At 64.6% G+C, this 19,844-nt stretch carries 19 protein-coding genes and 1 tRNA gene; 10 read left to right on the top strand and 10 right to left on the bottom strand.

Annotated elements, in window-relative coordinates:
* Positions 1 to 9 precede the first annotated feature (9 nt).
* Positions 10 to 1,128 (bottom strand): LOG family protein, encoded by a 1,119-nt coding sequence (locus ACT3TS_RS07770; RefSeq protein WP_444530931.1) that lies wholly within the window; start codon positions 1,126 to 1,128, stop codon positions 10 to 12.
* Between the two features lie 135 nt (positions 1,129 to 1,263).
* Here ACT3TS_RS07770 and ACT3TS_RS07765 point away from each other — a divergent pair, with 135 nt between their 5' ends.
* Entirely contained in the window at positions 1,264 to 1,572 is a 309-nt protein-coding gene (locus ACT3TS_RS07765; protein WP_444530930.1) for a rhodanese-like domain-containing protein, read from the top strand.
* 115 nt (positions 1,573 to 1,687) lie between these two features.
* Here the strand turns inward: ACT3TS_RS07765 and ACT3TS_RS07760 are convergent, their stop codons facing one another.
* On the bottom strand, positions 1,688 to 2,515 hold the full coding sequence (locus ACT3TS_RS07760; protein ID WP_444530929.1) for an aldo/keto reductase: 828 nt from the start codon (positions 2,513 to 2,515) through the stop codon (positions 1,688 to 1,690).
* Positions 2,516 to 2,573: 58 nt separating this feature from the next.
* Entirely contained in the window at positions 2,574 to 3,791 is a 1,218-nt protein-coding gene (locus ACT3TS_RS07755; RefSeq protein ID WP_444530928.1) for an MFS transporter, read from the bottom strand.
* A gap of 147 nt (positions 3,792 to 3,938) precedes the next feature.
* Here ACT3TS_RS07755 and ACT3TS_RS07750 point away from each other — a divergent pair, with 147 nt between their 5' ends.
* The gene (locus ACT3TS_RS07750) at positions 3,939 to 4,400 is read left to right on the top strand and encodes a MarR family winged helix-turn-helix transcriptional regulator (RefSeq protein ID WP_444530927.1); all 462 of its coding nucleotides are present in this window, start codon (positions 3,939 to 3,941) and stop codon (positions 4,398 to 4,400) included.
* 220 nt (positions 4,401 to 4,620) lie between these two features.
* Here ACT3TS_RS07750 and sucD read toward each other — a convergent pair whose 3' ends face one another.
* The 5 genes from sucD to ACT3TS_RS07725 form a co-directional block, all read right to left on the bottom strand.
* Complete coding sequence (gene sucD, locus ACT3TS_RS07745) at positions 4,621 to 5,523, bottom strand: succinate--CoA ligase subunit alpha (RefSeq protein WP_444530926.1); 903 nt, start codon at positions 5,521 to 5,523, stop codon at positions 4,621 to 4,623.
* Positions 5,524 to 5,538: 15 nt separating this feature from the next.
* The gene (gene sucC, locus ACT3TS_RS07740; RefSeq protein WP_444530925.1) at positions 5,539 to 6,708 is read right to left on the bottom strand and encodes an ADP-forming succinate--CoA ligase subunit beta; all 1,170 of its coding nucleotides are present in this window, start codon (positions 6,706 to 6,708) and stop codon (positions 5,539 to 5,541) included.
* A gap of 274 nt (positions 6,709 to 6,982) precedes the next feature.
* Positions 6,983 to 7,732, bottom strand: coding sequence for a hypothetical protein (locus ACT3TS_RS07735; RefSeq protein ID WP_444530924.1), 750 nt, complete (start codon positions 7,730 to 7,732; stop codon positions 6,983 to 6,985).
* Between the two features lie 3 nt (positions 7,733 to 7,735).
* Entirely contained in the window at positions 7,736 to 10,297 is a 2,562-nt protein-coding gene (gene pcrA, locus ACT3TS_RS07730; RefSeq protein ID WP_444530968.1) for a DNA helicase PcrA, read from the bottom strand.
* Between the two features lie 115 nt (positions 10,298 to 10,412).
* Positions 10,413 to 11,261 (bottom strand): inositol monophosphatase family protein, encoded by an 849-nt coding sequence (locus ACT3TS_RS07725; RefSeq protein ID WP_444530923.1) that lies wholly within the window; start codon positions 11,259 to 11,261, stop codon positions 10,413 to 10,415.
* 32 nt (positions 11,262 to 11,293) lie between these two features.
* Between ACT3TS_RS07725 and ACT3TS_RS07720 the strand changes: the two genes are divergently transcribed.
* The 5 genes from ACT3TS_RS07720 to ACT3TS_RS07700 all read left to right on the top strand — a co-directional run bounded on the left by ACT3TS_RS07720 (position 11,294) and on the right by ACT3TS_RS07700 (position 13,889).
* Positions 11,294 to 11,920, top strand: coding sequence for a hypothetical protein (locus ACT3TS_RS07720; RefSeq protein ID WP_444530922.1), 627 nt, complete (start codon positions 11,294 to 11,296; stop codon positions 11,918 to 11,920).
* A gap of 80 nt (positions 11,921 to 12,000) precedes the next feature.
* Positions 12,001 to 12,072 (top strand) — tRNA-Arg (locus tag ACT3TS_RS07715).
* Between the two features lie 75 nt (positions 12,073 to 12,147).
* Positions 12,148 to 13,089 (top strand): EamA family transporter RarD, encoded by a 942-nt coding sequence (gene rarD, locus ACT3TS_RS07710; protein WP_444530921.1) that lies wholly within the window; start codon positions 12,148 to 12,150, stop codon positions 13,087 to 13,089.
* Between the two features lie 33 nt (positions 13,090 to 13,122).
* Complete coding sequence (locus tag ACT3TS_RS07705) at positions 13,123 to 13,458, top strand: YnfA family protein (protein ID WP_444530920.1); 336 nt, start codon at positions 13,123 to 13,125, stop codon at positions 13,456 to 13,458.
* 23 nt (positions 13,459 to 13,481) lie between these two features.
* Positions 13,482 to 13,889, top strand: a complete 408-nt coding sequence (locus ACT3TS_RS07700; RefSeq protein ID WP_444530919.1) for an NUDIX hydrolase — start codon at positions 13,482 to 13,484, stop codon at positions 13,887 to 13,889.
* A 17-nt stretch (positions 13,890 to 13,906) separates the two neighbouring features.
* On the opposite strand, the gene ACT3TS_RS07695 is transcribed toward ACT3TS_RS07700, so the two are convergent.
* Both ACT3TS_RS07695 and ACT3TS_RS07690 read right to left on the bottom strand, forming a co-directional pair.
* A complete protein-coding gene (locus tag ACT3TS_RS07695; protein ID WP_444530918.1) occupies positions 13,907 to 15,097 on the bottom strand; it encodes a M20 metallopeptidase family protein in 1,191 nt (396 codons plus the stop codon).
* 103 nt (positions 15,098 to 15,200) lie between these two features.
* Positions 15,201 to 17,102: an ABC transporter ATP-binding protein gene (locus tag ACT3TS_RS07690; RefSeq protein ID WP_444530917.1), complete on the bottom strand. Its 1,902-nt coding sequence runs from the start codon at positions 17,100 to 17,102 to the stop codon at positions 15,201 to 15,203.
* Positions 17,103 to 17,484: 382 nt separating this feature from the next.
* Here ACT3TS_RS07690 and ACT3TS_RS07685 point away from each other — a divergent pair, with 382 nt between their 5' ends.
* Genes ACT3TS_RS07685 through ACT3TS_RS07675 form a run of 3 tightly spaced genes read left to right on the top strand, consistent with a single transcriptional unit; the run spans position 17,485 to position 19,833 of the window.
* On the top strand, positions 17,485 to 18,294 hold the full coding sequence (locus ACT3TS_RS07685; RefSeq protein WP_444530916.1) for an amino acid ABC transporter substrate-binding protein: 810 nt from the start codon (positions 17,485 to 17,487) through the stop codon (positions 18,292 to 18,294).
* A 59-nt stretch (positions 18,295 to 18,353) separates the two neighbouring features.
* Complete coding sequence (locus tag ACT3TS_RS07680; protein WP_444530915.1) at positions 18,354 to 19,013, top strand: amino acid ABC transporter permease; 660 nt, start codon at positions 18,354 to 18,356, stop codon at positions 19,011 to 19,013.
* Entirely contained in the window at positions 19,000 to 19,833 is an 834-nt protein-coding gene (locus ACT3TS_RS07675; protein ID WP_444530914.1) for an amino acid ABC transporter ATP-binding protein, read from the top strand. The genes ACT3TS_RS07680 and ACT3TS_RS07675 overlap by 14 nt, the downstream gene beginning before the upstream one ends.
* The last annotated feature ends 11 nt before the right edge of the window (positions 19,834 to 19,844 follow it).

Below are 19,844 nucleotides of genomic sequence, written 5' to 3'. Positions count from 1 at the left end.
TGACTGGGATCACCCGGAGAGGAGCCCGCAGGCCTCCTCCACGGAATCCACCACGTGAACGAAATCGTCCATGGTCCGCCCGGCAGCCAGCGTCTTCAGCAGCGGCAGCACGGGAACCTCGTTCTCCCAGTAGTTCCGGCCCACCAGCACCATGGGCGCAACAGCGCCCTCCGCCGCATAGTAGTTCTCGCAGGCATCCTGAAAGATTTCCTGCACGGTGCCTGCTGCTCCGGGCAGAAAAACTATGCCTCCGCGGGAGCGGTCCAGCAGGATGGCCTCGCGCAGGGAATTGGTGAAGAATTTGGCAATCTTCGTGGAAAAAACATTGGGTGGTTCGTGGCCGTAAAACCAGGTGGGGATCCCCAGCGTGTCGGCACCGGCGGGATACGTCTCAAGCACCTTGTACGCGACCCTCCCCCACTCGGTCACCGAGGGGCGGAAACCGGGGACGGCTGCCAGGGTGAGCAGGGCACTTTCGAGGGTCCCGGCGTCGTACGTGGAAAGGTAGGCGCCCAGATTGGCGGCCTCCATGGCACCGGGACCGCCGCCGGTCGCCACCAGGAATCCGGCCCGCGTCAGGGTCCGGCCAAGCGCGGCGGCCTGGGCATACTGCGTGCTCCCCCGTGCCGCCGCATGACCTCCCATGACTCCCACCACCGGGCCGTGGGCCTGCGCCAGGAATTCATCGAGTGCGTCGGAAATGGCGTGGTCATGCATGGCGGTGGCCAGTGTCGCGTGCAGGGCGGGGGCGTGGCCGGCCTGCATGCTCCATTGGTAAATTTTGGCATCCGGCACGTTTTCGTATTCTTCGGCCGCAATCCCGGCGAAGAGCTCGGCGCCCGTGTAGAGATGGCCGCGGTAGGCGTTGAAGGGAATGTCCGGAAGCGGCGGGAAGATCAAGGCGCCCCGGCCGCGCAGCAGGTCCTCGGTGCCCGGGTCGAAGGTGCAGCCCATGAAAATGGCGCCGGGGGTGTGCAGCGCGGCGAGATCCACCGACCGGCCGCGCAGGTCCACCGACTGAAAGTGCCAGCCGTGCATGGATTTGGCTCCGCCGGCCACCAGACGGTCAAAATGGTCGAGCTCTTCAATTTCGATGTCGCGGGCGTGGGGTGCGAGGGGTGCGTTCACGCCTCCAGCCTAGGCCAGGGCCGGAGAATTGCCGCGGCGGCTCGGACTGTGCCGAATCGCGCCTAGTCTGGAAGTGACACTTTCATGTTTGACGCCGGGCGCGGCCACGCGCCCACACCAACTTCAGGAGCACCCATGCAGGAGATCACCGCCGCCGACATCTTGGCCGCAGACCCGGATGTCCAAATCATCGACGTCCGCGAAGCCTCGGAACTACCCACCGGCATGATCGAGGATGCCGTCCACATTCCCTCCGGCTCCGTACTGGAACGAGCCGACGAGCTGGACAAGTCGCGGCGCGTCATTGCCGTCTGCCACGGCGGCGGGCGCAGCGGCCGCGTCGCAGAGGCCCTCACCGGGCTGGGATTCAACGCCGACACCCTCGTTGGCGGCATGAGCGGGTGGGAGGCCCAGGGCCTGCCCATGGTGCCCCCGCAGCAGTAATTCCACCAGGCACCCATGACACGGAAACGGTCATCCAGAGCTGATTTTCAGCACCGGATGACCGTTCCCAGTTCTTGGACGCGCTAACTCCCTGTGTCAGCCGCTGAACTCGGTGTCAGCCGTTGAAATCCGCCGGGTTGGGGCCCGTGCGGCCGTCACGCTCGAGAGCATCCAGGGCAGCAAGCTCGTCGGCGGACAGCTCAAAGTCGAGAACGTCCAGGTTCTCGGCCATGCGCGACGGGGTGACCGACTTGGGGATGATGACACGCCCCTGCTGCAGGTGCCAGCGCAGGATGGCCTGGGCTGGGGTGCGTCCGTGCGCCGCGGCAATGGCCAGCACGGCGGGGTCGGTCAAAACGGCGCCCTGCGCCAGCGGGCTCCACGCCTCCGTGGCAATGCCGTTCGCAGCATTGAACGTCGCAATGTCCCGCTGTTGCAGCGCCGGGTGGGTCTCGACCTGGTTCACAGCGGGGACGGTTCCGCCCAGGGCAATGAGCCGCTCAAGGTGTTCGGGCAGGAAGTTGGAGACGCCGATGGCGCGCACCCGTCCGGCCGCCGCGAGTTCTTCCAGTGCCTGCCACGATTCCAGGTACGCATCCGTTGCCGGGGCCGGCCAGTGGATCAAGTACAAATCGAGGTAGTCCAGGCCCAGCTTGGCCAGGCTGTCCGCATATGCGGCCAAGGTTGCCTCGCGGCCCAGGTCCGCGATCCACACCTTGGAGGTGATGAACAGCTCTTCGCGGGCCAGGCCCGAGGCTGCAATGGCCCGGCCCACGCCTTCCTCGTTGCCGTAGACCGCAGCCGTGTCGATGCTGCGGTACCCGGCCGCCAGCGCAGCGGTCACAGCCTGTTCGGTTTCGTCGTTCGGGACCTGGAAGACGCCGAAGCCGATCTGTGGCATGGCCACACCGTTGTTCAGCGTAATGGTGGGGATGGAAGTCATGGGGTTCTCCTCGTGTGGGATTGGGGATGAGGTGGTGTAAAAAGTGCGGGCCCGGCGCTTATGACCGGGCAGGCACAGGGGATTTCTGTGCGGGAAGTTCGACGGCGTTCGGCAGCATTGCTTCCTTGGCCGCCAGTTTCTTTCCGTCGGCTGCCGCGCAGCTCATGACGATGACTGCCAGCACAGTCAGCCCGGCACCTGCCCAGATGGGCGAGGTGTAGCCGAGTCCTGCCGTGATGGTCACGCCGCCGAGCCAGGCGCCGAGCGCATTGCCCAGGTTGAAGGCTCCGATGTTGGCACCGGAGGCCAGCGTTGGTGCCGCTGCAGCATATTTCATGACCCGCATCTGCAGGCCCGGAACGGTGGCGAAGCCAAATCCGCCCATGAGGAACAGGGCGGCAATGGTCATCGGCTGGCTCGTGGCAGTGAGTGCGAACAGCGCGAGAACGATCGCCAAGGCCGAGAGGACGATCAAGAGCGTCTTGTCCACGTTCTTGTCCGCTGCCTTGCCGCCGAGGGTGTTGCCGACGAACAGGCCCACACCGAACAGGATCAGCAGCCACGGCACGGTGGTGGCGGCGAAGCCCGTCACGTCTGTCAGCGTAAAGGCAATGTACGTAAACGCACCAAACATGCCGCCATAGCCAAGAACCGTGACCGAGATGGACAGCCACACCTGACGGGACTTGAAGGCCCGCAGTTCCCCACGCAATCCGGCTCCGCGTTCATGGCGCAGATTCGGAACCAGGGCCAGGATGCCAATCAGCGAGATCACGCCGATGGCTGTGATGGCCCAAAACGTGGAACGCCACCCGGCATGCTGGCCCAGCAAAGTTCCAAAGGGTACGCCAAGCACGTTGGCCGCCGTCAGCCCGGTGAACATGATGGCGATGGCCCCGGCCTTTTTGCTCGGAGCCACCATGTCGGCTGCCACGACCGCACCAATGCCAAAGAATGCTCCGTGACAGAGTGCAGCGATGATGCGCCCGATCATCATGGTGGTGTAGTCCGGCGCCATGGCGGAAATCAGGTTTCCCGCAATAAAGAGGACCATCAGACCGGCAAGTACAGGCTTCCGCGGGAGTCGGGTAACGGCCGCGGTCAGGAACAGCGCGCCGATGACCACGCTCAGGGCGTACCCGGAGATCAACCAGCCGGCGGCGGCCTCGCTTACCTGGAAATCTGCGGCAACGTCGGGGAGCAACCCCATAATGACAAATTCGGTGAGTCCGATGCCGAACCCGCCAAGTGCCAATGCGATCAGGCCGAGAGGCATGACTCTCCTTTAAAGACTTGGGGAAGTGAAATATGCAGCGTAAGCTAGTAGTTGCAGGCGCTTCATAAATTGTTGCACACGCAACTATCCCGCGCAAGCAACTAGTTTGTTTTGTGCCGCAACGCACATGTGACGAAAGGACTGCCCATGGGCATCAGGGACGACGCCGTTGAGATTCGCGCCCAGGGCTGGCGGACGCTGGCTGCCCTCCATGGACTGATTGAAACCAGCATGGAGAAGGCGCTGCAAGGTGCAGCCCAGCTTTCAGTGGTGGAGTACACGGTCCTCGACGCCCTGAACCGGCAGGACGGCTGGCACATGCGCATGCAGCAGCTGGGCCGGGCAACGGCACTGAGTCCCAGCGCAACCACACGGCTTGTCAACCGTCTGGAGGACCGCGGGCTGCTCACGCGCATCCTGTGCGCCGACGACCGCCGCGGCATCTACACCGAGCTGACGGCCGCAGGATCGGAACTGCTGGACGGCGCCCGTTCCGTCCACGACGAAGCCCTGGAGTGCGCCCTGGCAGAAGCCGCCCTGCTGCCCGAGCTGGCACCGCTGGTTGAGGCACTCCCCCAGCTCCACGCCGTCGTGCCTGCCGCGACCTAGCCTGCCAGCCGGCGCTCAACGGCCGCAACGCTTTTCGTCCCCTCCGCACCAGGCTGCCGGCGGGCTCCCCGCGGGCAGGCGTCCCGGCCGCCGAAGTCGGGACGCGCCGTCGTACGTGGTGTCGTTCAAGGCAGTTGGATCCACAACAAAAAAGCGCGGCCACCGCACTGAATAACAGTGGGGCGGCCGCGCTTTCAGCTGAGCCGAAGCGGCAGAAGACTTACAGCGCTGCGAAAACCTCGCGCAGCAGTGTGGCGGTCTCGGAAGGCGTCTTGCCAACCTTCACGCCGGCAGCCTCGAGGGCTTCCTTCTTGGCCTGGGCCGTGCCTGCGGAGCCGGACACGATGGCACCTGCGTGGCCCATGGTCTTGCCCTCGGGAGCGGTGAAGCCGGCAACGTAGCCAACAACGGGCTTCGTGACGTTGGCCTTGATGTACTCGGCTGCGCGCTCTTCAGCGTCGCCACCAATTTCACCAATCATGACGATGGCCTTGGTTTCCGGGTCCGCCTCGAACGCAGCAAGTGCGTCGATGTGCGTGGTGCCGATGACGGGGTCGCCACCGATGCCGATCGCGGTGGAGAAGCCCAGGTCGCGCAGTTCGAACATCATCTGGTAGGTCAGGGTGCCGGACTTGGAGACCAAGCCGATCGGACCCTTCTGGGTGATGTTGTTCGGGGTGATGCCAACCAGTGCTTCGCCGGGGGTGATGATGCCGGGGCAGTTCGGGCCGATGATGCGGGTGATCTGCTCACCGTTAGCGTCAACCTTGGACTGAGCCAGGGCCCAGAACTCGGCAGCGTCCTGAACGGGCACGCCTTCGGTGATGACAACAACCAACGGAATGCCGGCTTCGATGGCTTCAACGACGGCGTCCTTGGTGAATGCCGGGGGGACGAAGACGATGGAAACGTCGGCGCCGGTGGCTGCAACAGCCTCGGTGACTGCACCGAAAACGGGCAGTTCAACGTCGCCGTGCTTGACGGTGGTGCCGGCCTTGCGTGCGTTGACGCCGCCGACTACCTGGGTGCCGGCCTTGAGCATCAGGGCGGTGTGCTTGGTGCCTTCGCCGCCGGTGATGCCCTGGACGATGACCTTGGAGTCTTTGTTCAAGAAGATAGACATAAGTTTCGCGAACCTCTACTTCGAAGCGTGGGCGAGTTCGGCAGCCTTGTCGGCGCCCTCGTCCATCGTGGCGGCCAGGGTGACCAACGGGTGGTTGGCTTCGTTGAGAATGCGGCGGCCTTCTTCAACATTGTTGCCGTCGAGGCGGACGACGAGCGGTTTGTTGGCAGCTGAGCCGAGCTCGGCCAGTGCGCCGACAATGCCCTTGGCGACAGCGTCACAGGCGGTGATGCCGCCGAAGACGTTCACGAACACGCTCTTGACCTGGGGGTCGTTGAGGATGACGTCCAGGCCAGCGGCCATGACCTCTGCGGATGCTCCACCGCCGATGTCCAGGAAGTTGGCGGGCTTGACGCCGCCATGGTTTTCGCCAGCGTAGGCAACAACATCCAGCGTGGACATGACCAGGCCGGCACCGTTTCCGATGACGCCAACTTCGCCGTCGAGCTTGACGTAGTTCAAGTCCGCAGCCTTGGCCTTGGCCTCCAACGGGTCAGCTGCAGCAGCGTCTTCGAGTTCCAGGTGGTGCGGGTGGCGGAAGTCGGCGTTCTCATCGAGTGAGACCTTGCCGTCCAGGGCAACAATGTCGCCCGCGCCGGTCAGGACCAGCGGGTTGACCTCAACGAGGGTGGCATCTTCCTTCTTGAAGACGTCCCACAGCTTGATGATCGTGGCGGCAACCTTCGGGGCCAGTTCGGCGCTGAAGCCTGCGGTGGCGACGATTTCGTCGGCCTTGGCCGCATCGATGCCAACGGCCGGGTCAACGGCAACGCGTGCCAGTGCCTCGGGGCGCTCGACTGCAAGCTCCTCGATCTCCATGCCGCCTTCAACCGAGCACATGGCCAGGTAGTTGCGGTTGGCACGGTCCAGCAGCACCGAGAAGTAGAACTCCTCGGCAATGTCGGCACCCTGGGCGATCATGACCGTGTTAACGGTGTGGCCCTTGATGTCCATGCCCAGAATATCGGTGGCGTATCCGAACGCTTCTTCAGCGGTTTTGGCTACTTTGACGCCACCGGCTTTGCCGCGGCCACCAACCTTCACCTGTGCCTTGACGACTGTGACGCCGCCAATCTTCTCGGCTGCTGCCTTTGCTTCTTCAGGGGTTCGCGCCACGATGCCGGCCAACACGGGAACGCCGTGAGCCTCAAACATGTCGCGCGCCTGGTATTCAAACAGGTCCACGGATTTGTGTCCTTCTACGTCGAAGAGTGATCTTGCGGGGCGTTGACCCCGTTTCACACATTACCGCTTCGAGCCAAAAGCACATATTTGGCGACTTGGCCACTGCCAAAACCCGTTATTCGGCTCACAATTACCGGCCGTTGACGCACGACGGCGTGACCCCCCTCGCACTGTCACCTCCCCCGCCGCTTGGCTGGCGTCTGGTCCGGCAGGTGCCGGCGGGCCCGGCTGGCCCGGCTGGCTGCACCGGTGGTTCCGGGAACGTGCCGGCCGATTATGCCGGGGCGCTGGTGGTCACCGGTTCTTTTGGCTTGGCTGTTGGTTTCGCTGTTTTATCCGTGGCCTGATCCGGGCCGAACAGTTCATATTTCTCAGCCGAGATGAAGAAGCCGGCGCCGTTGGCCAGGTTGGCGCAGGCAACGCCGTCGTCCAGCGGCGCGCAGCGGTAGCCCTCGGCATCCATGGCCTGCCCCGGCGCCAGCACCGGGATGTTCGCCATTGTTTCGTTCACTGTTCCGCGGGGACCAAAGGCCGCTTCAACGGCGGTGACGCCCGCCCGGCAGCCGCCATACGTTGCCTTGTCGGGAGAGAGCAGGGCTGTGCCGCCAAGGTAGCCGATGTTGGTGCCGGCGCAGCTGTCGGCGACATCGGCAGCCTTGACCTGCGGGTAGCCGGCAAGCTCGCAATTGACCACGGGGATGAGGGCCGCCGCGGCGTTGGAACTGTCGGCAAAACTGTTCGGCTCCCACGGATGGTTGACGTTTCCCGCCCTGGACGAGGTGAAAACACAGGCAACATTGCGTGAATCCGTCACAAACTGCGGCAGTTCCTCGGAATAGCCGTCGTCCGTTGGCTTGTCGACCGGCGTTTCCTTGAGCCTGTCCACGTAGCTTTGCGGCGTGGTGGAGCCCTGCGTGGCGGTGGGCTGCCCACCGCCCGCGGGCAACGTGATGCAGCCGGAAAGGGCAGCAGTCAGCGCAACGGCGAGCACGGCGGCAGCGGTGCCGCGGCGTACGGGACCCACAGGCTAGTCCTCAACCTTGACCAGAGGCGCGTAACGCAGCAGGAGGCGTTTTTCACCAATGTCGAAGCGTACCTTGGCCACGGACTTGTCCCCGGCACCTGTCACTTCCAGCACGGTGCCGTTGCCAAAGCTGGTGTGGTTGACCTTGTCGCCAACACCGACAGCAACCACTTCCTTTTGCGGCTGCACGCGGCCGGCCGCTGTCCGGGCCGAAATGCTCGGCGGCAGGGCACCGGAATCGCGTCCGCCCACTGCCGATCCGGCTCCCCACGACGATCCCGAGTACCGGCTGGTGCCAAAGTCCCCGCTCACGGGAGCCACCCGCGGGGTGCCTTCACGCTTCCACTCAATGAGCTCGTCCGGGACTTCGGCAATGAACTGGCTGGCCGGGTTGTATTGGCTTTGGCCCCACATGCTGCGCATTTCCGAGCGGGTCAGGTAGAGCCGCTTGCGTGCACGGGTCAGCCCCACATACGCCAGCCGGCGTTCCTCGGCAAGCTCCTTCGGATCCGTCGCGGAGCGCGAGTGCGGGAACAAGCCGTGCTCCATGCCCGTCAGGAACACCACAGGAAATTCAAGGCCCTTGGCCGTGTGGAGCGTCATCAGCGTCACCACGCCGAGCCGCTTGGCCTCGGCCACGGCGGCTGCCGCCTCGGCTTCGGAGCCGCCCGGTGCGTCCGGAATCTGGTCGGCGTCAGCCACCAGCGAGACTTGTTCAAGGAACTCCCCCAACGTCCCCTCCGGATTTTCCTGGCCAAATTCACGCACGACGGCGAGAAGCTCGGCCAGGTTTTCCACGCGCGACTCATCCTGCGGATCGGAGCTCTTGCGCAGTGTTTCCAGGTAGCCGGTCTGCTCAAGGACGGCTTCCAGTGCGGTGGCGGGGGTGGCCGTTGCAGCCACCTCGCCCAGGTCCGACATCATTTTGGCGAAGGTGTTCACGGCGTTGAGGGAGCGTGAGGCGATGCCGGGGGCTTCCTCGGCACGGGCCATGGCGGCCGAGAAGGAGATCCGTTCCCGCTCCGCCAGCGCTGCGACGGCACCTTCTGCACGGTCGCCAATCCCGCGCTTTGGTTCGTTGAGAATCCTGCGCATGTTGACGTCGTCGTCCGGGTTGACGAGGGCACGCAGGTAGGCGAGGGCGTCCTTGATTTCCTTGCGCTCATAGAAGCGGGTGCCGCCAACCACGCGGTAAGGCAGCCCGACGCGCACCAGAATGTCCTCGATGGCGCGGGACTGGGCGTTGGTGCGGTAGAAAATGGCGACATCGCCGGGGCGGAGGTCGGTCTCGTCCTGGAGCCGGTCGATCTCCTTGGCGATGAACCGGGCTTCCTCGTGTTCGGATTCGGCCACGTAGCCGATGATCTTTTCGCCGTCGCCCTCCGCCGTCCACAGCCGCTTTTCACGGCGGTTGGGGTTGCGGGAGATCACCGCGTTGGCGGCGCTGAGGATGTTCTGGGTGGACCGGTAGTTTTGTTCCAGCTTGATGGTGTCCGCGCTGGGGTAGTCCTGCTCAAACTCGACAATGTTGCGGATGTCGGCGCCGCGGAACGCGTAAATTGACTGGTCGGAGTCGCCCACAACTGTCAGTTCCGCGGGCGCGGCGGCGGCGGGGTCGGCCTGGTTGCCGCCCGCGTCGGTTCCCACAATTTCCCGCACCAGTGCGTACTGGGCGTGGTTGGTGTCCTGGTACTCGTCCACCAAAACGTGCCGGAAGCGGCGCCTGTAGTAGTCGGCCACGCCGGGGAAGGCCCGGAACATGTACACGGTCTGGGCGATGAGGTCGTCAAAATCCATGGCGTTGGCCTGGCGCAGGCGCTGCGCATAGCCCTTGTACACCTCGGCGACGGCGGCGGCGAAGGGTTCGTTGAAATTGGTGCTGAGCGAGTTCTCTTCCTCGTCGATCAGCTCATTCTTCAGCGCCGAAATCTTGTGCATGATGGCCTTGGGCGCGAACTTCTTCGGATCCAGGTCCAGCCCCTTGGACACCAAGGTGATGAGCCGCAGCGAATCAGCGGAGTCGTAAATGGAGAAGTTGGAGTTGAGCCCGATCGTTTTGGCTTCGCGGCGCAAAATCCGCACGCACGACGAGTGGAACGTGGATATCCACATGCTTTTGGCTGCGTCGCCAATGAGCGCCTCAATGCGTTCACGCATCTCAGCGGCGGCCTTGTTGGTGAAGGTGATGGCCAGGATTTGGCCGGGGTGGGCCTGACCGGTGGCCAGCAGGTAGGCGATCCGGTGGCTGAGCACGCGGGTCTTGCCGGAGCCGGCGCCGGCCACAATCAGCAGCGGCGCACCTGTGTGCACCACGGCCGCTTCCTGCTGCGGGTTCATGCCTTCCAGCAGTTCGGCAGGATCCGGCCAGCGCCGTGCCGAGCTGATGCCCTGTTCCCTCGAGGGTGCGCCACCTGCGCCGCCCCGGCCGTCGCCGGGCGTGGGGCCACTGCCGAATTCGGGCGCGTCAGCTCCCGGATCGTCCTGCTCAAAAGGCTGCCAGACGGGCAATCCGGCGCCTGCACTGAGCGTGGGTTTGGGCTTTTGGGGGTAAGGGTCAAACAACATATCCATGGTGCAACCCAGTGTAGTTCGCCCCACTGACATTCCCCACGCGCCCGCTGGAACGCGTGGTGCGGCCGGGGCTGACGGGGCGTGCGGGGCTGACGGGGCGTGCGGGCGGCTAGGCCGGGACGGAACCCTGTGCCAGGGCTGCCGCCAGTTGCGCCACGGCACCGGCCGGGCCGGCGACAAACCAGTCCAAGTCATTGACCCGGACGACGGCGGTGTCCCCGCCGGCCGCCCGCACGATCCCCTTGCCGGGGAGCCAGTCCCAGGACGGGCAGCTGTGCTGGAACCAGGCACCCAGCTCGCCCTGGGCCACCCGCGAGAGGTCGCAGGATCCGGAACCCATCATGCGCAACGTTGCCGGCAGAACGGCTGCGCCCTGCCATGGCCCGGCTGCCCGGGGTTCGGCCAACCAGCCCGGGTGGATGTAGGTCCCGGCGGACAACTGGCCAATGTCATTTCCGGCGGCCACGCTTATCGGCTGGCCGTTGAGGGTGGCGGGGCAGGCGGTGCCACCCATCCACAGCTTGTCTTCCTCGGGCTGGTACACCGCGCCAAGCAGCACCTCGGCGTCGGCGAGCGGGTCCGCCGTCGTGCCTGCATCCTTGGCAGGTGCGGCCAGGGCCAATGCCGCGCACCAGTAAGTGGAACCGGCGGCAAAGTTGAAGGTCCCGTCGACCGGGTCGATGACCCAGCAGCGGCCGGAGGTGCCTTCGAATCCAGCACCCTCCTCGCCGAGGATGGAGTCCTCGGGCCGGGCCGCGCGCAATTCTTCGAACAGGTACTGTTCCGCGGCGAAGTCGGCGGCCGTGGCGAAATCGGCGACGCCGCCCTTGATGTGGCTGCCGGCGCGGAGCTCGGCCAGGCCGCCGGCACGGATCGACTGGGCCAGCGATCCTGCCCCGCGCAGCAGTTTCGCCGCCAATTCACTGTCGGTGGGCGCTGTGTTCTTTTGGGTTGCCATGGGACCAGCCTAATCTGGGCGATAATGGATCCATGGCTAAAACTCCCGCCCAACGCGCGGCAAAACATGGCAAGGGGGCCACACCCCCCAGCACTCCGGTGGTCAACACCAGCACCGGGCGCTCCCCGCAGAAGGCGCAGGGCAACGCAAACCTGATCTTGATCGTCGGCGCCGTGGCCAGCTTGCTCTTGTTTTGGTACTTCCACATGCTGACCCTGCAGCAAATGACAGATCTCTCCGACGGCCTGGCCATGCCGCAGTCGATGGTCTTTGGTTTTGACGTGGCGCATGTCGAGGCGCTGCGTGCAGCCATGGACGCAGACGCCCTGGGCCAGTTGAACTATGTGCAAAAGACGGCCGGAACCTTGTTCGCACTGGTTTTCGCCTTCACCGCCGTGACCATGATTGCCGTGAACGTGGCCAAAAAGTCTGTTCGCTGGGTCTTGTGGATTTTGCCGATCGCCTTTGCCGGCATCTCTTTGTGGGCCAACGCGGCCATTGACTCCATGTTGGGCGCCGAAACCTTGAACGAGGGCACCGTGTTGCTGACCTCCGCCCTGGTCTCCGCCAGTTGGCTGCTCCTGGTGCTGACACTGGCCGGCATCGGTGTGGCATTGTTTGCCGGCCGGAAGAAAAAGGCCGCGCCGGTTCAGGACTGACGTCCTCCCCGGGAAGGCCATCCATGCGCAGGGCACTTCGTTTTTTCCTTGCATGCCAGTTCCGCTAGGCTGGGTGACGCGCCTCTGTAGTCCAATGGATAAGACGGCCCTCTCCTAAAGGGCAAATCCGGGTTCGATCCCCGGCGGGGGCACTTTTCATGCCCGCATGAGGGCGCGCCGGCCAGTGACATGCAATCATCGGTTTCTGGACAGCGAAGGACGGACCAATGACACCGCACAATGGCCCGGCTCCCGCGTCGTCCCCGGCTTCGCACACCCATACGGCCGGCCGCGGAGTGGCCGTTTCCGTGACCGGGTCAGTGCTTTTCGCAGTCATTTTCCTCATCGCCGGCCTGCTGCCCGGCTGGGGTGCGGAGGAAATCTTCGGCTGGCGCGTGGTGCTCACCCTGGTCACGCTTGGGTGCATCCTGCCGTTCCTTTCCTGGGGCCGCGCCGAGATCCGTGCGGTGGCGGTGCGGGTCCGACGTCGTCCGGCCTTGGCCTTGCTGGGGGTGTTTGCCGCCGGGCTGGTGGGCGTCCAACTGTGGCTGTTCATGTGGGCGCCGTTGAACGAGATGGCACTGTCGGTGTCCTTTGGCTATTTCCTGCTTCCGCTGAGCATGGTCGTGGTGGGGCGGCTGTTCTTCGCCGACAAGCTCAGCACCATGCGAAAACTCGCCGTTGGCGCCGCTGCTGTCGGAGTGGCGCACGAAGCGTTTTCGGCCGGCGGCCTGGCGTGGCCCACGCTCGTGGTGTGCCTGGGGTACCCCGTGTATTTTGTGTTGCGGCGCAAGATCGGCTTCGACAATTTGGCGGCATTTGCCGGTGAACTCGTTGTCCTGCTGCCTTTGGGCGTCTTCTTCATCGTGGCGGGACCGCATGGCTTGAGCTCCGGCGGCCCCGTCGACACCGAGGGGATCTGGGCGGCCTGGTCCATCGGCATCCTCGGCGGGGTTGCCATGGCCCTGTACCTGTTGGCGAGCAAATGGCTGCCGCTTTCTCTCTTTGGGCTGCTGGGCTATGTGGAACCGGTGCTGCTGGTGGGCGTTTCCGTCTTCCTGGGCGAAACCCTTGGCTGGTCGGCACTGCTGACGTACGGACCCATCCTGTTGGCGCTGGTCTTCCTGGGCGTCGACAGCAGGCGCCGCGCCCTGCCCACGAAACAGTGACAGCTTGGCCCAACAACAGGCGATGATGAACCCATGAGTATTGCCAAAACAATTATCTTGTTCGTCCTCGCCGCCGTGGCTGAAATCGGCGGCGCCTGGCTCATCTGGCAGGCGGTGCGCGAGGACAAGGCGTGGTGGTGGGCCGGCTTGGGCATTGTCGCGCTCGGTGCCTACGGCTTTATCGCTGCGATGCAGGCCGACGCCAACTTTGGCCGGGTCCTGGCCGCGTACGGCGGGGTGTTCATTGCCGGATCCCTGGTCTGGGGCATGGTGTTTGACAAGTTTTCGCCCGACCGGTGGGACGTGATCGGCGCCCTCATTGCGCTGCTTGGCATCAGCGTGATCATGTTCGCCCCACGGGCAGCCTGATGCCGGGCGGTAGGATCGAAGGCGTGAAAAACATCCTCAGGGTCTCGGCAGTGTGCATTTACGATCACGACGGCAGGCTCCTGACCGTGCGCAAACAAGGCACCACAAAGTTCATGCACCCAGGCGGCAAACCTGAACTTGGCGAATCCGCTGCCGAGGCCGGGGCCCGTGAGCTGTCCGAAGAAGTGGGCCTGGACATTGCCGCCGCGGACCTTGAACTCATGGGCGTTTGGCACGGCACCGCCGCCAACGAAGCGAACACCGACATTGCAGCAACCGTGTTCACCGCGCCCGGGCGCTGGGACGCCGGGGCAATACGTCCGGCAGCCGAAATCGCCGAACTGCGTTGGATGCATTTGGATGCGGCCGCGGGCTTTGACGACCTCGCCCCGCTCCTGACCGACTACGTGCTCCCGCGCCTCAGCAAATAAGTTTCCCCGCGGGGAACTCAGCCTTCCTGCGGACCGAGATGGCTCCAGGCGAGCTGGGCGAGGGCCGCGGCCTGGTCGCCGAGGACGCCGTCGTCGAACAGCACGCGCGGGGAATGGTTGAACTCGGCGGTGGCCAGGTCCGTGCCCTCCGGCGAACAGCTCAGGAAAACAAACGTCCCGGGGACCTCGGCCAGCACGAGTGAGAAATCCTCCGACCCCATCAGGGCCGTCTCCATCAGGAGCACCCGCTCCTCGCCAAACTGTTCGCGCAGCACCTTGACGGACGCCGCAACACTGTCGGCGTCGTTGCTGGTCACGGGGTAGGTGACCACGAATTTCACGTCGGCGGTGCAACCGTGTGCGGCGGCAATGCCGTCGGCCAGCTGTTTCGCTTCCGCGGCCAACTTGTCCGTGGACGCCTTGGAAAGGGTGCGCACGGTGGCTCCCAACGACGCCGATTCGGGGATGACGTTGAGCCCCTCGCCCGCGGACAGCTGGGTGACCGAAATGATGACCGGGTCAAAGGCGTTGAACTTCCGGGTCGCCATGGTCTGCAGGGCCGTGCCGATTTCCAGCAGTGCCGGGACGGGATCGTTGGCGGTGTGCGGCTGCGAACCGTGGCCGCCCACCCCGTTGACGGTGATGTGCAGTTCATTGGCGCCGGCCAGGATGGGGCCCGGCTTGGTCATGAAGACCGCGTTGGGTCCGGGCCCCACATGGATGGCGTAGGCGGCGACGGGCTTGTCCCCGGTTGCGTCAAGGAGTCCCTCGCCGAGCATGACGCCGGCCCCGTTCCACCCTTCTTCGCCGGGCTGGAACATGAAGATGACATTGCCGGCCTGCTCGTCGCGGCGGGCGGCCAGCAGGCGGGCGGCACCCACCAGGCCGGCGGTGTGCAGATCGTGCCCGCAGGCGTGCATGTAGCCGTTGGTGGACGCGTAGTCGAGGCCGGTCAATTCCTTGACGGGCAGGGCGTCCATGTCGCCGCGCAGGAGCACGGTGGGCCCATCCGTCGCCCCGCGCAGCACGGCAACCACGGAAGTGGTTTCCTGCCCAAGGGTGATTTCCAGGCCGAGGCCGTCAATGGCGGCAAGAACCTTGGCCTGGGTCCGGGGCAGGTGCAAGCCAATTTCCGGGTTTATGTGGAGGTCGCGGCGAATCGCCACCAAGTCTCCGAGAATTTCGGCTCCGGCTGCACTGAACGACATTTTCCACCTTTCACAGGGGCAGCAAACACTGCTGCCCCTTCAGAAGATACATCTTAACAATTCCGTCTGGCCCCAGGCAGGGCCGTCCGGGCCGCCGGCAGTGTCAGTTGCCTTCCGGCACCTCTGCATCGGCAACGGCGGCCACGGCCTGGGCGAACTGGGTGTCGTGCAGCTCCGCGTACCGGCCGCCGCGAACAATGAGTTCGTTGTGGGTGCCGCGTTCCACAATGCGTCCGGCTTCCAGCACCAGGATGACGTCGGCCGAACGGATCGTGGACAAGCGGTGGGCAATGACCAGCGCGGTCCTTCCCTCGAGCGCCTCGCCCAACGCAGCCTGGACGGCCGCCTCGTTCGTGGAATCCAGGGCGGCCGTGGCCTCGTCAAGAATCACGACGGCGGGCTGCACCAGCAGGAGCCGGGCAATGGTCAGGCGCTGGCGTTCACCGCCGGAGAGCCGGTAGCCGCGCTCCCCCACCACTGTGTCCAGCCCGTCGGGCAGGGCCTCCGCGAACGCGGACAGCCGGGCGCGCTGGAGCACGTCCCAGATCTCGGCATCGCTGGCATCCGGCTTGGCCAGCCGCAGATTGGAACGAATCGATTCGTGGAACAGGTGCCCGTCCTGGGTCACCATGCCAACCCCCGCGCGGAGCCCGTCAAAGGACAGCTCACGCACGTCAACGCCGCCCAGGCGCACGGTGCCGGAATCGACGTCGTACAGGCGGGACAAAAGTTGCGCAATGGTGGACTTGCCGGCGCCGGAGGAACCCACCAGCGCGATGGTCTGGCCCGGTTCGGCCCGGAAGGAAATCCCGTGCAGCACTTCCTCGCCGCCGCGGGTGTCGAGCACCGCCACGTCCTCCAGCGAGGCCAGTGAGACCTTGTCGGCGGACGGGTAGCCAAAGCGGACGTCGTTGAACTCAACGGCCAGCGGACCGGGCGGCAGAGCCACAGTCTTCGGCTTTTCGGCGATGAGCGGCTTCAAATCGAGAATCTCGAACACGCGGTCAAAGGAAACCAGCGCACTCATGATGTCCACGCGGGCGTTGGCCAGGGCGGTGAGCGGGGCGTACAGGCGGGTCAACAGCAGGGCCAGCACGACGACGTCGCCCGCGTTGAGCGTGCCGGCGATGGCCAGCGCGCCGCCCAGTCCGTAGACGAGCGCCAGTGCGAGCGAGGACACCAGCATCAGCGCCGTGAAGAACACGAACTGCATGATGGCGGTGCGCACGCCGATGTCGCGGACCCGGTTGGCGCGGGAGGCAAACTCGTGGGACTCGTCGGCGGGGCGGCCAAACAGCTTGACCAGGGTGGCGCCGGGGGCGGAGAACCGCTCGGTCATCTGCATGCTCATGTCGGCATTCAGGTCCGCCGCTTCACGGCGGAGGCCGGCCAGCCGCGCCCCGAAACGACGTGCCGGCAGCAGGAAGATCGGCAGCAGCACCAGCGCCAGGAGCGTCACCAGCCACGAGGTGTTCAGCATGACAATGAGCGTCAAAATCAGCTGCACGGAGTTCGACACAATGCCCGAGAGGGTGCCGGAGAACGCCTGTTGGGCGCCAATGACGTCGTTGTTGAGCCGACTGACGAGCGCGCCGGTGCGGGTGCGGGTGAAAAACGCGATGGGCATGCGCTGGACGTGGTCAAAGACCGCCGTGCGCAGGTCCAGAATGACGCCCTCGCCCAGGTTCGCCGAAATCCAACGGATCACCAGCGACAGGCCCGCGTCCAGCACGGCCACGACAGCGATCAAAACCGCCAGCCGCACCACCACATCCAGCGCCGTCTTCGCCACGATCGCGTTCACCACCTGCCCGGCCAGCACCGGAGTGGCCACCGCCAGCGCCGCGGACAGCACCGACAGCACCACGAAGATCAGCAGTTTGCGGTTGTAGGGTTTGGCAAAACGAATCGTCCGGCGCAGGGTGTCCTTCGAAATCCCGCCGCTGGACTTGTCCGAGCGCATGGTGCTCCAAAGTGAGCTCCAGGCCGCGCCTTCCATGCTCATGCGTGTAATCCTTAATCGTTAAGAGGGCAAGCTACAAGCCTAAGCGTCCTGCGGGGCCCAGAGTATTCCCCGCCGGCCATTACGCTGCCGGCGCGTGCCCCGGTGCGCGTTCCACCGCCCCGGCTCGACGGCGGGACTGCGGCCAGGTTGCGGCACAGCAGCCCACGGGGCAGACAGGCCGTTAGTCGACATCGGCTGCGTGAGTCAAATCACCCACTTAATAAGTGTGTCACATTGCGAAACATTCCCTCTTGTTTTGCTGTTTGTCAGTGGTAGCGTCCAACCATGGGTGCACCGCGACCCAACAACTTCGCGGCCCGGTGGATCTTTCACGTCGATTGATCCTGCACGGCAATACTGCACAGCAAAGGAACAAGCAATCATGAATCGTCGCAACTTCGGAGTCGTTGGCCTGCTGGCAGCAGCAGCATTGGTCTTGGCCGCGTGCGGCGGCGGCACCGGCGACGGCTCGTCTTCCGGCGGCGACACGTCCCTGAGCAGTGTCCAGGATGCCGGCGAGATTGTCTTCGCCACCGAAGGCACCTACAAGCCGTTCACCTTCCATGAAGGCGGCGCCGGTGAGCTCACCGGTTATGACGTCGATGTGGCCAAGGCCGTTGCCGACAAAATGGGCGTCAAGGCCAAGTTTGAGGAAACCCAGTTTGATTCAATCTTCGCCGGGCTGGAGGCCAAGCGTTTTGACGCGATCGCCAACCAAGTGACGGTGAACCCCACACGCCAGGAAAAGTATGAACTTTCCACCCCGTACACGGTGTCCCATGGCGTGATCGTGACAAAGGACAACAACACCGGGATCTCCAGCGTCGAGGACCTCAAGGGGAAAACGACAGCCCAGTCACTGACCAGCAATTGGTACACACTGGCGACCGAAAACGGCGCCAAGGTTGAAGCTGTCGAGGGTTGGGCGCAGTCGGTGTCGCTACTCAAGGACGGCCGTGTCGACGCCATTGTCAATGACAAGCTCACCGTTTTGGACTACCTCAAAAATACGCCCGACTCGGGCCTGAAGATCGCCGCAACCACCAAGGAATCCTCGGATTCCTCGTTTGCGTTCCGCAAGGGCTCCAAGGCCCTCGACGAAGCCGTCAACACCGCCCTGAAGGACCTGTCCGCCGACGGCACACTGACCAAACTGAGTGAAAAGTACTTTGGCGAAGATTTCAGCAAGTAGTGCGGCGCGGCGCGGCGGGCAACCAGACCGCCGTCGTGCCCTGGCGTTAGAGTTCAGCCATGGACTTTGATCTTTTTTGGAGTTCCCTGGGTCCGCTGCTTCTAGGCGCCGTCCAGGGCACCATTCCGCTGACCCTGGCATCGTTTGCGCTGGGGTTGGTCATTGCCCTGCTCATCGCGATGATGCGCATCAGTTCCAACAGACTGGCCAACGGCGTGGGGCGGGTCTACATCTCGCTCATCCGCGGCACTCCACTGCTGGTGCAGTTGTTCGTCATCTTCTATGGGCTTCCGGCCATCGGCGTGAAGATCGATCCCTGGCCCAGCGCCATCATCGCGTTCTCGCTGAATGTGGGCGGCTATGCGGCCGAGGTGATTCGCGCCGCCATCCTGTCCGTGCCCCGGGGCCAGTGGGAGGCCGGCCACATGATCGGCATGTCCCGGAGCCAGACGCTGCTGCGCATCATTTTGCCGCAGGCCGCCCGGGTGTCCGTCCCGCCGCTGTCCAACACGTTCATTTCGCTGATCAAGGACACCTCCCTGGCCTCCTTGATCCTGGTCACTGAGATGTTCCGCGTGGCCCAGCAGGTTGCCGCGTTCAGCCAGGAGTTCATGCTGCTCTACCTTGAGGCGGCGCTGATTTACTGGGTGATCTGCTTGATCCTTTCGACTGCCCAGACCCGTGTGGAAAAGAGGTTGGACCGCTATGTCGCCCACTGATTCCGTCTCGCATGAGCCCGTCCTGCAGGTTCGCGGCCTGACCAAGGCGTTCGGCACCAACACCGTGCTGCGCGGCATCGACCTGGACGTCCCCCGCGGCAAGGTTGTGGCGCTCATCGGCCCGTCCGGGTCTGGCAAGACAACCATTCTGCGTTCCCTCAACGGCTTGGAGATGCCCGACGGCGGATCTGTCACCGTGGGTGCCCGCGGCGCTTCCGCGGACAAGGTCCACGGAGCTGACGGGGCCCTGACAATTGACTTTGCCCAGACGCTGGGCAGCAAGAAGGCGCGCTCCCAGCAGCTTGCCGCCTTGCGCGACCGCAGCGCCATGGTGTTCCAGCATTACAATCTCTTCCCGCACAAGACGGTGCTGCAAAACGTCATCGAGGGCCCCGTGCAGGTGCAAAAGCGGCCCCGCGCCGAGGCCGTCGCGGAAGCTGAAAAGCTGCTGGCCCGGGTGGGGCTGCTGGAAAAGAAGGACGCCCACCCCTTTGAGCTCTCCGGCGGGCAGCAACAGCGCGTCGGCATTGTGCGGGCGCTGGCGCTGAAGCCGCAACTGCTGCTCTTTGATGAGCCCACCTCCTCTTTGGACCCGGAACTGGTGGACGATGTCCTTGGCGTCATCAAGGAACTCGCCGACGAGGGTTGGACCATGGTCATCGTCACGCACGAGCTCGCTTTTGCCCGCCAGACGGCCGACGAGGTCGTGTTCATGGACGGCGGTGTCGTGGTTGAACGCGGACCGGCCAGCCAGGTGCTGCGCAACCCGAAGGAAAAACGCACCCAGGCGTTTGTGCGCCGGCTGCTGCACGAAACGTAACTGCCCTCCGC

Source organism: Specibacter sp. AOP5-B1-6 (assembly GCF_052376555.1).
Lineage (GTDB): Bacteria > Actinomycetota > Actinomycetes > Actinomycetales > Micrococcaceae > Specibacter.
The sequence above is the reverse complement of the archived record's forward strand: the minus strand, read 5'-3'. Positions and strand labels throughout refer to the sequence as shown.

Bases quoted from the DNA above. Each gene is read 5' to 3' on its own strand.
- ACT3TS_RS07765 (WP_444530930.1), top strand. From the start codon at position 1,264: ATGCAGGAGATCACCGCCGCCGACATCTTGGCCGCAGACCCGGATGTC.
- ACT3TS_RS07760 (WP_444530929.1), bottom strand. From the start codon at position 2,515: ATGACTTCCATCCCCACCATTACGCTGAACAACGGTGTGGCCATGCCA.
- ACT3TS_RS07755 (WP_444530928.1), bottom strand. From the start codon at position 3,791: ATGCCTCTCGGCCTGATCGCATTGGCACTTGGCGGGTTCGGCATCGGA.
- ACT3TS_RS07750 (WP_444530927.1), top strand. From the start codon at position 3,939: ATGGGCATCAGGGACGACGCCGTTGAGATTCGCGCCCAGGGCTGGCGG.
- sucD (WP_444530926.1), bottom strand. From the start codon at position 5,523: ATGTCTATCTTCTTGAACAAAGACTCCAAGGTCATCGTCCAGGGCATC.
- pcrA (WP_444530968.1), bottom strand. From the start codon at position 10,297: ATGTTGTTTGACCCTTACCCCCAAAAGCCCAAACCCACGCTCAGTGCA.
- ACT3TS_RS07725 (WP_444530923.1), bottom strand. From the start codon at position 11,261: ATGGCAACCCAAAAGAACACAGCGCCCACCGACAGTGAATTGGCGGCG.
- ACT3TS_RS07720 (WP_444530922.1), top strand. From the start codon at position 11,294: ATGGCTAAAACTCCCGCCCAACGCGCGGCAAAACATGGCAAGGGGGCC.
- rarD (WP_444530921.1), top strand. From the start codon at position 12,148: ATGACACCGCACAATGGCCCGGCTCCCGCGTCGTCCCCGGCTTCGCAC.
- ACT3TS_RS07705 (WP_444530920.1), top strand. From the start codon at position 13,123: ATGAGTATTGCCAAAACAATTATCTTGTTCGTCCTCGCCGCCGTGGCT.
- ACT3TS_RS07695 (WP_444530918.1), bottom strand. From the start codon at position 15,097: ATGTCGTTCAGTGCAGCCGGAGCCGAAATTCTCGGAGACTTGGTGGCG.
- ACT3TS_RS07690 (WP_444530917.1), bottom strand. From the start codon at position 17,102: ATGAGCATGGAAGGCGCGGCCTGGAGCTCACTTTGGAGCACCATGCGC.
- ACT3TS_RS07685 (WP_444530916.1), top strand. From the start codon at position 17,485: ATGAATCGTCGCAACTTCGGAGTCGTTGGCCTGCTGGCAGCAGCAGCA.
- ACT3TS_RS07680 (WP_444530915.1), top strand. From the start codon at position 18,354: ATGGACTTTGATCTTTTTTGGAGTTCCCTGGGTCCGCTGCTTCTAGGC.
- ACT3TS_RS07675 (WP_444530914.1), top strand. From the start codon at position 19,000: ATGTCGCCCACTGATTCCGTCTCGCATGAGCCCGTCCTGCAGGTTCGC.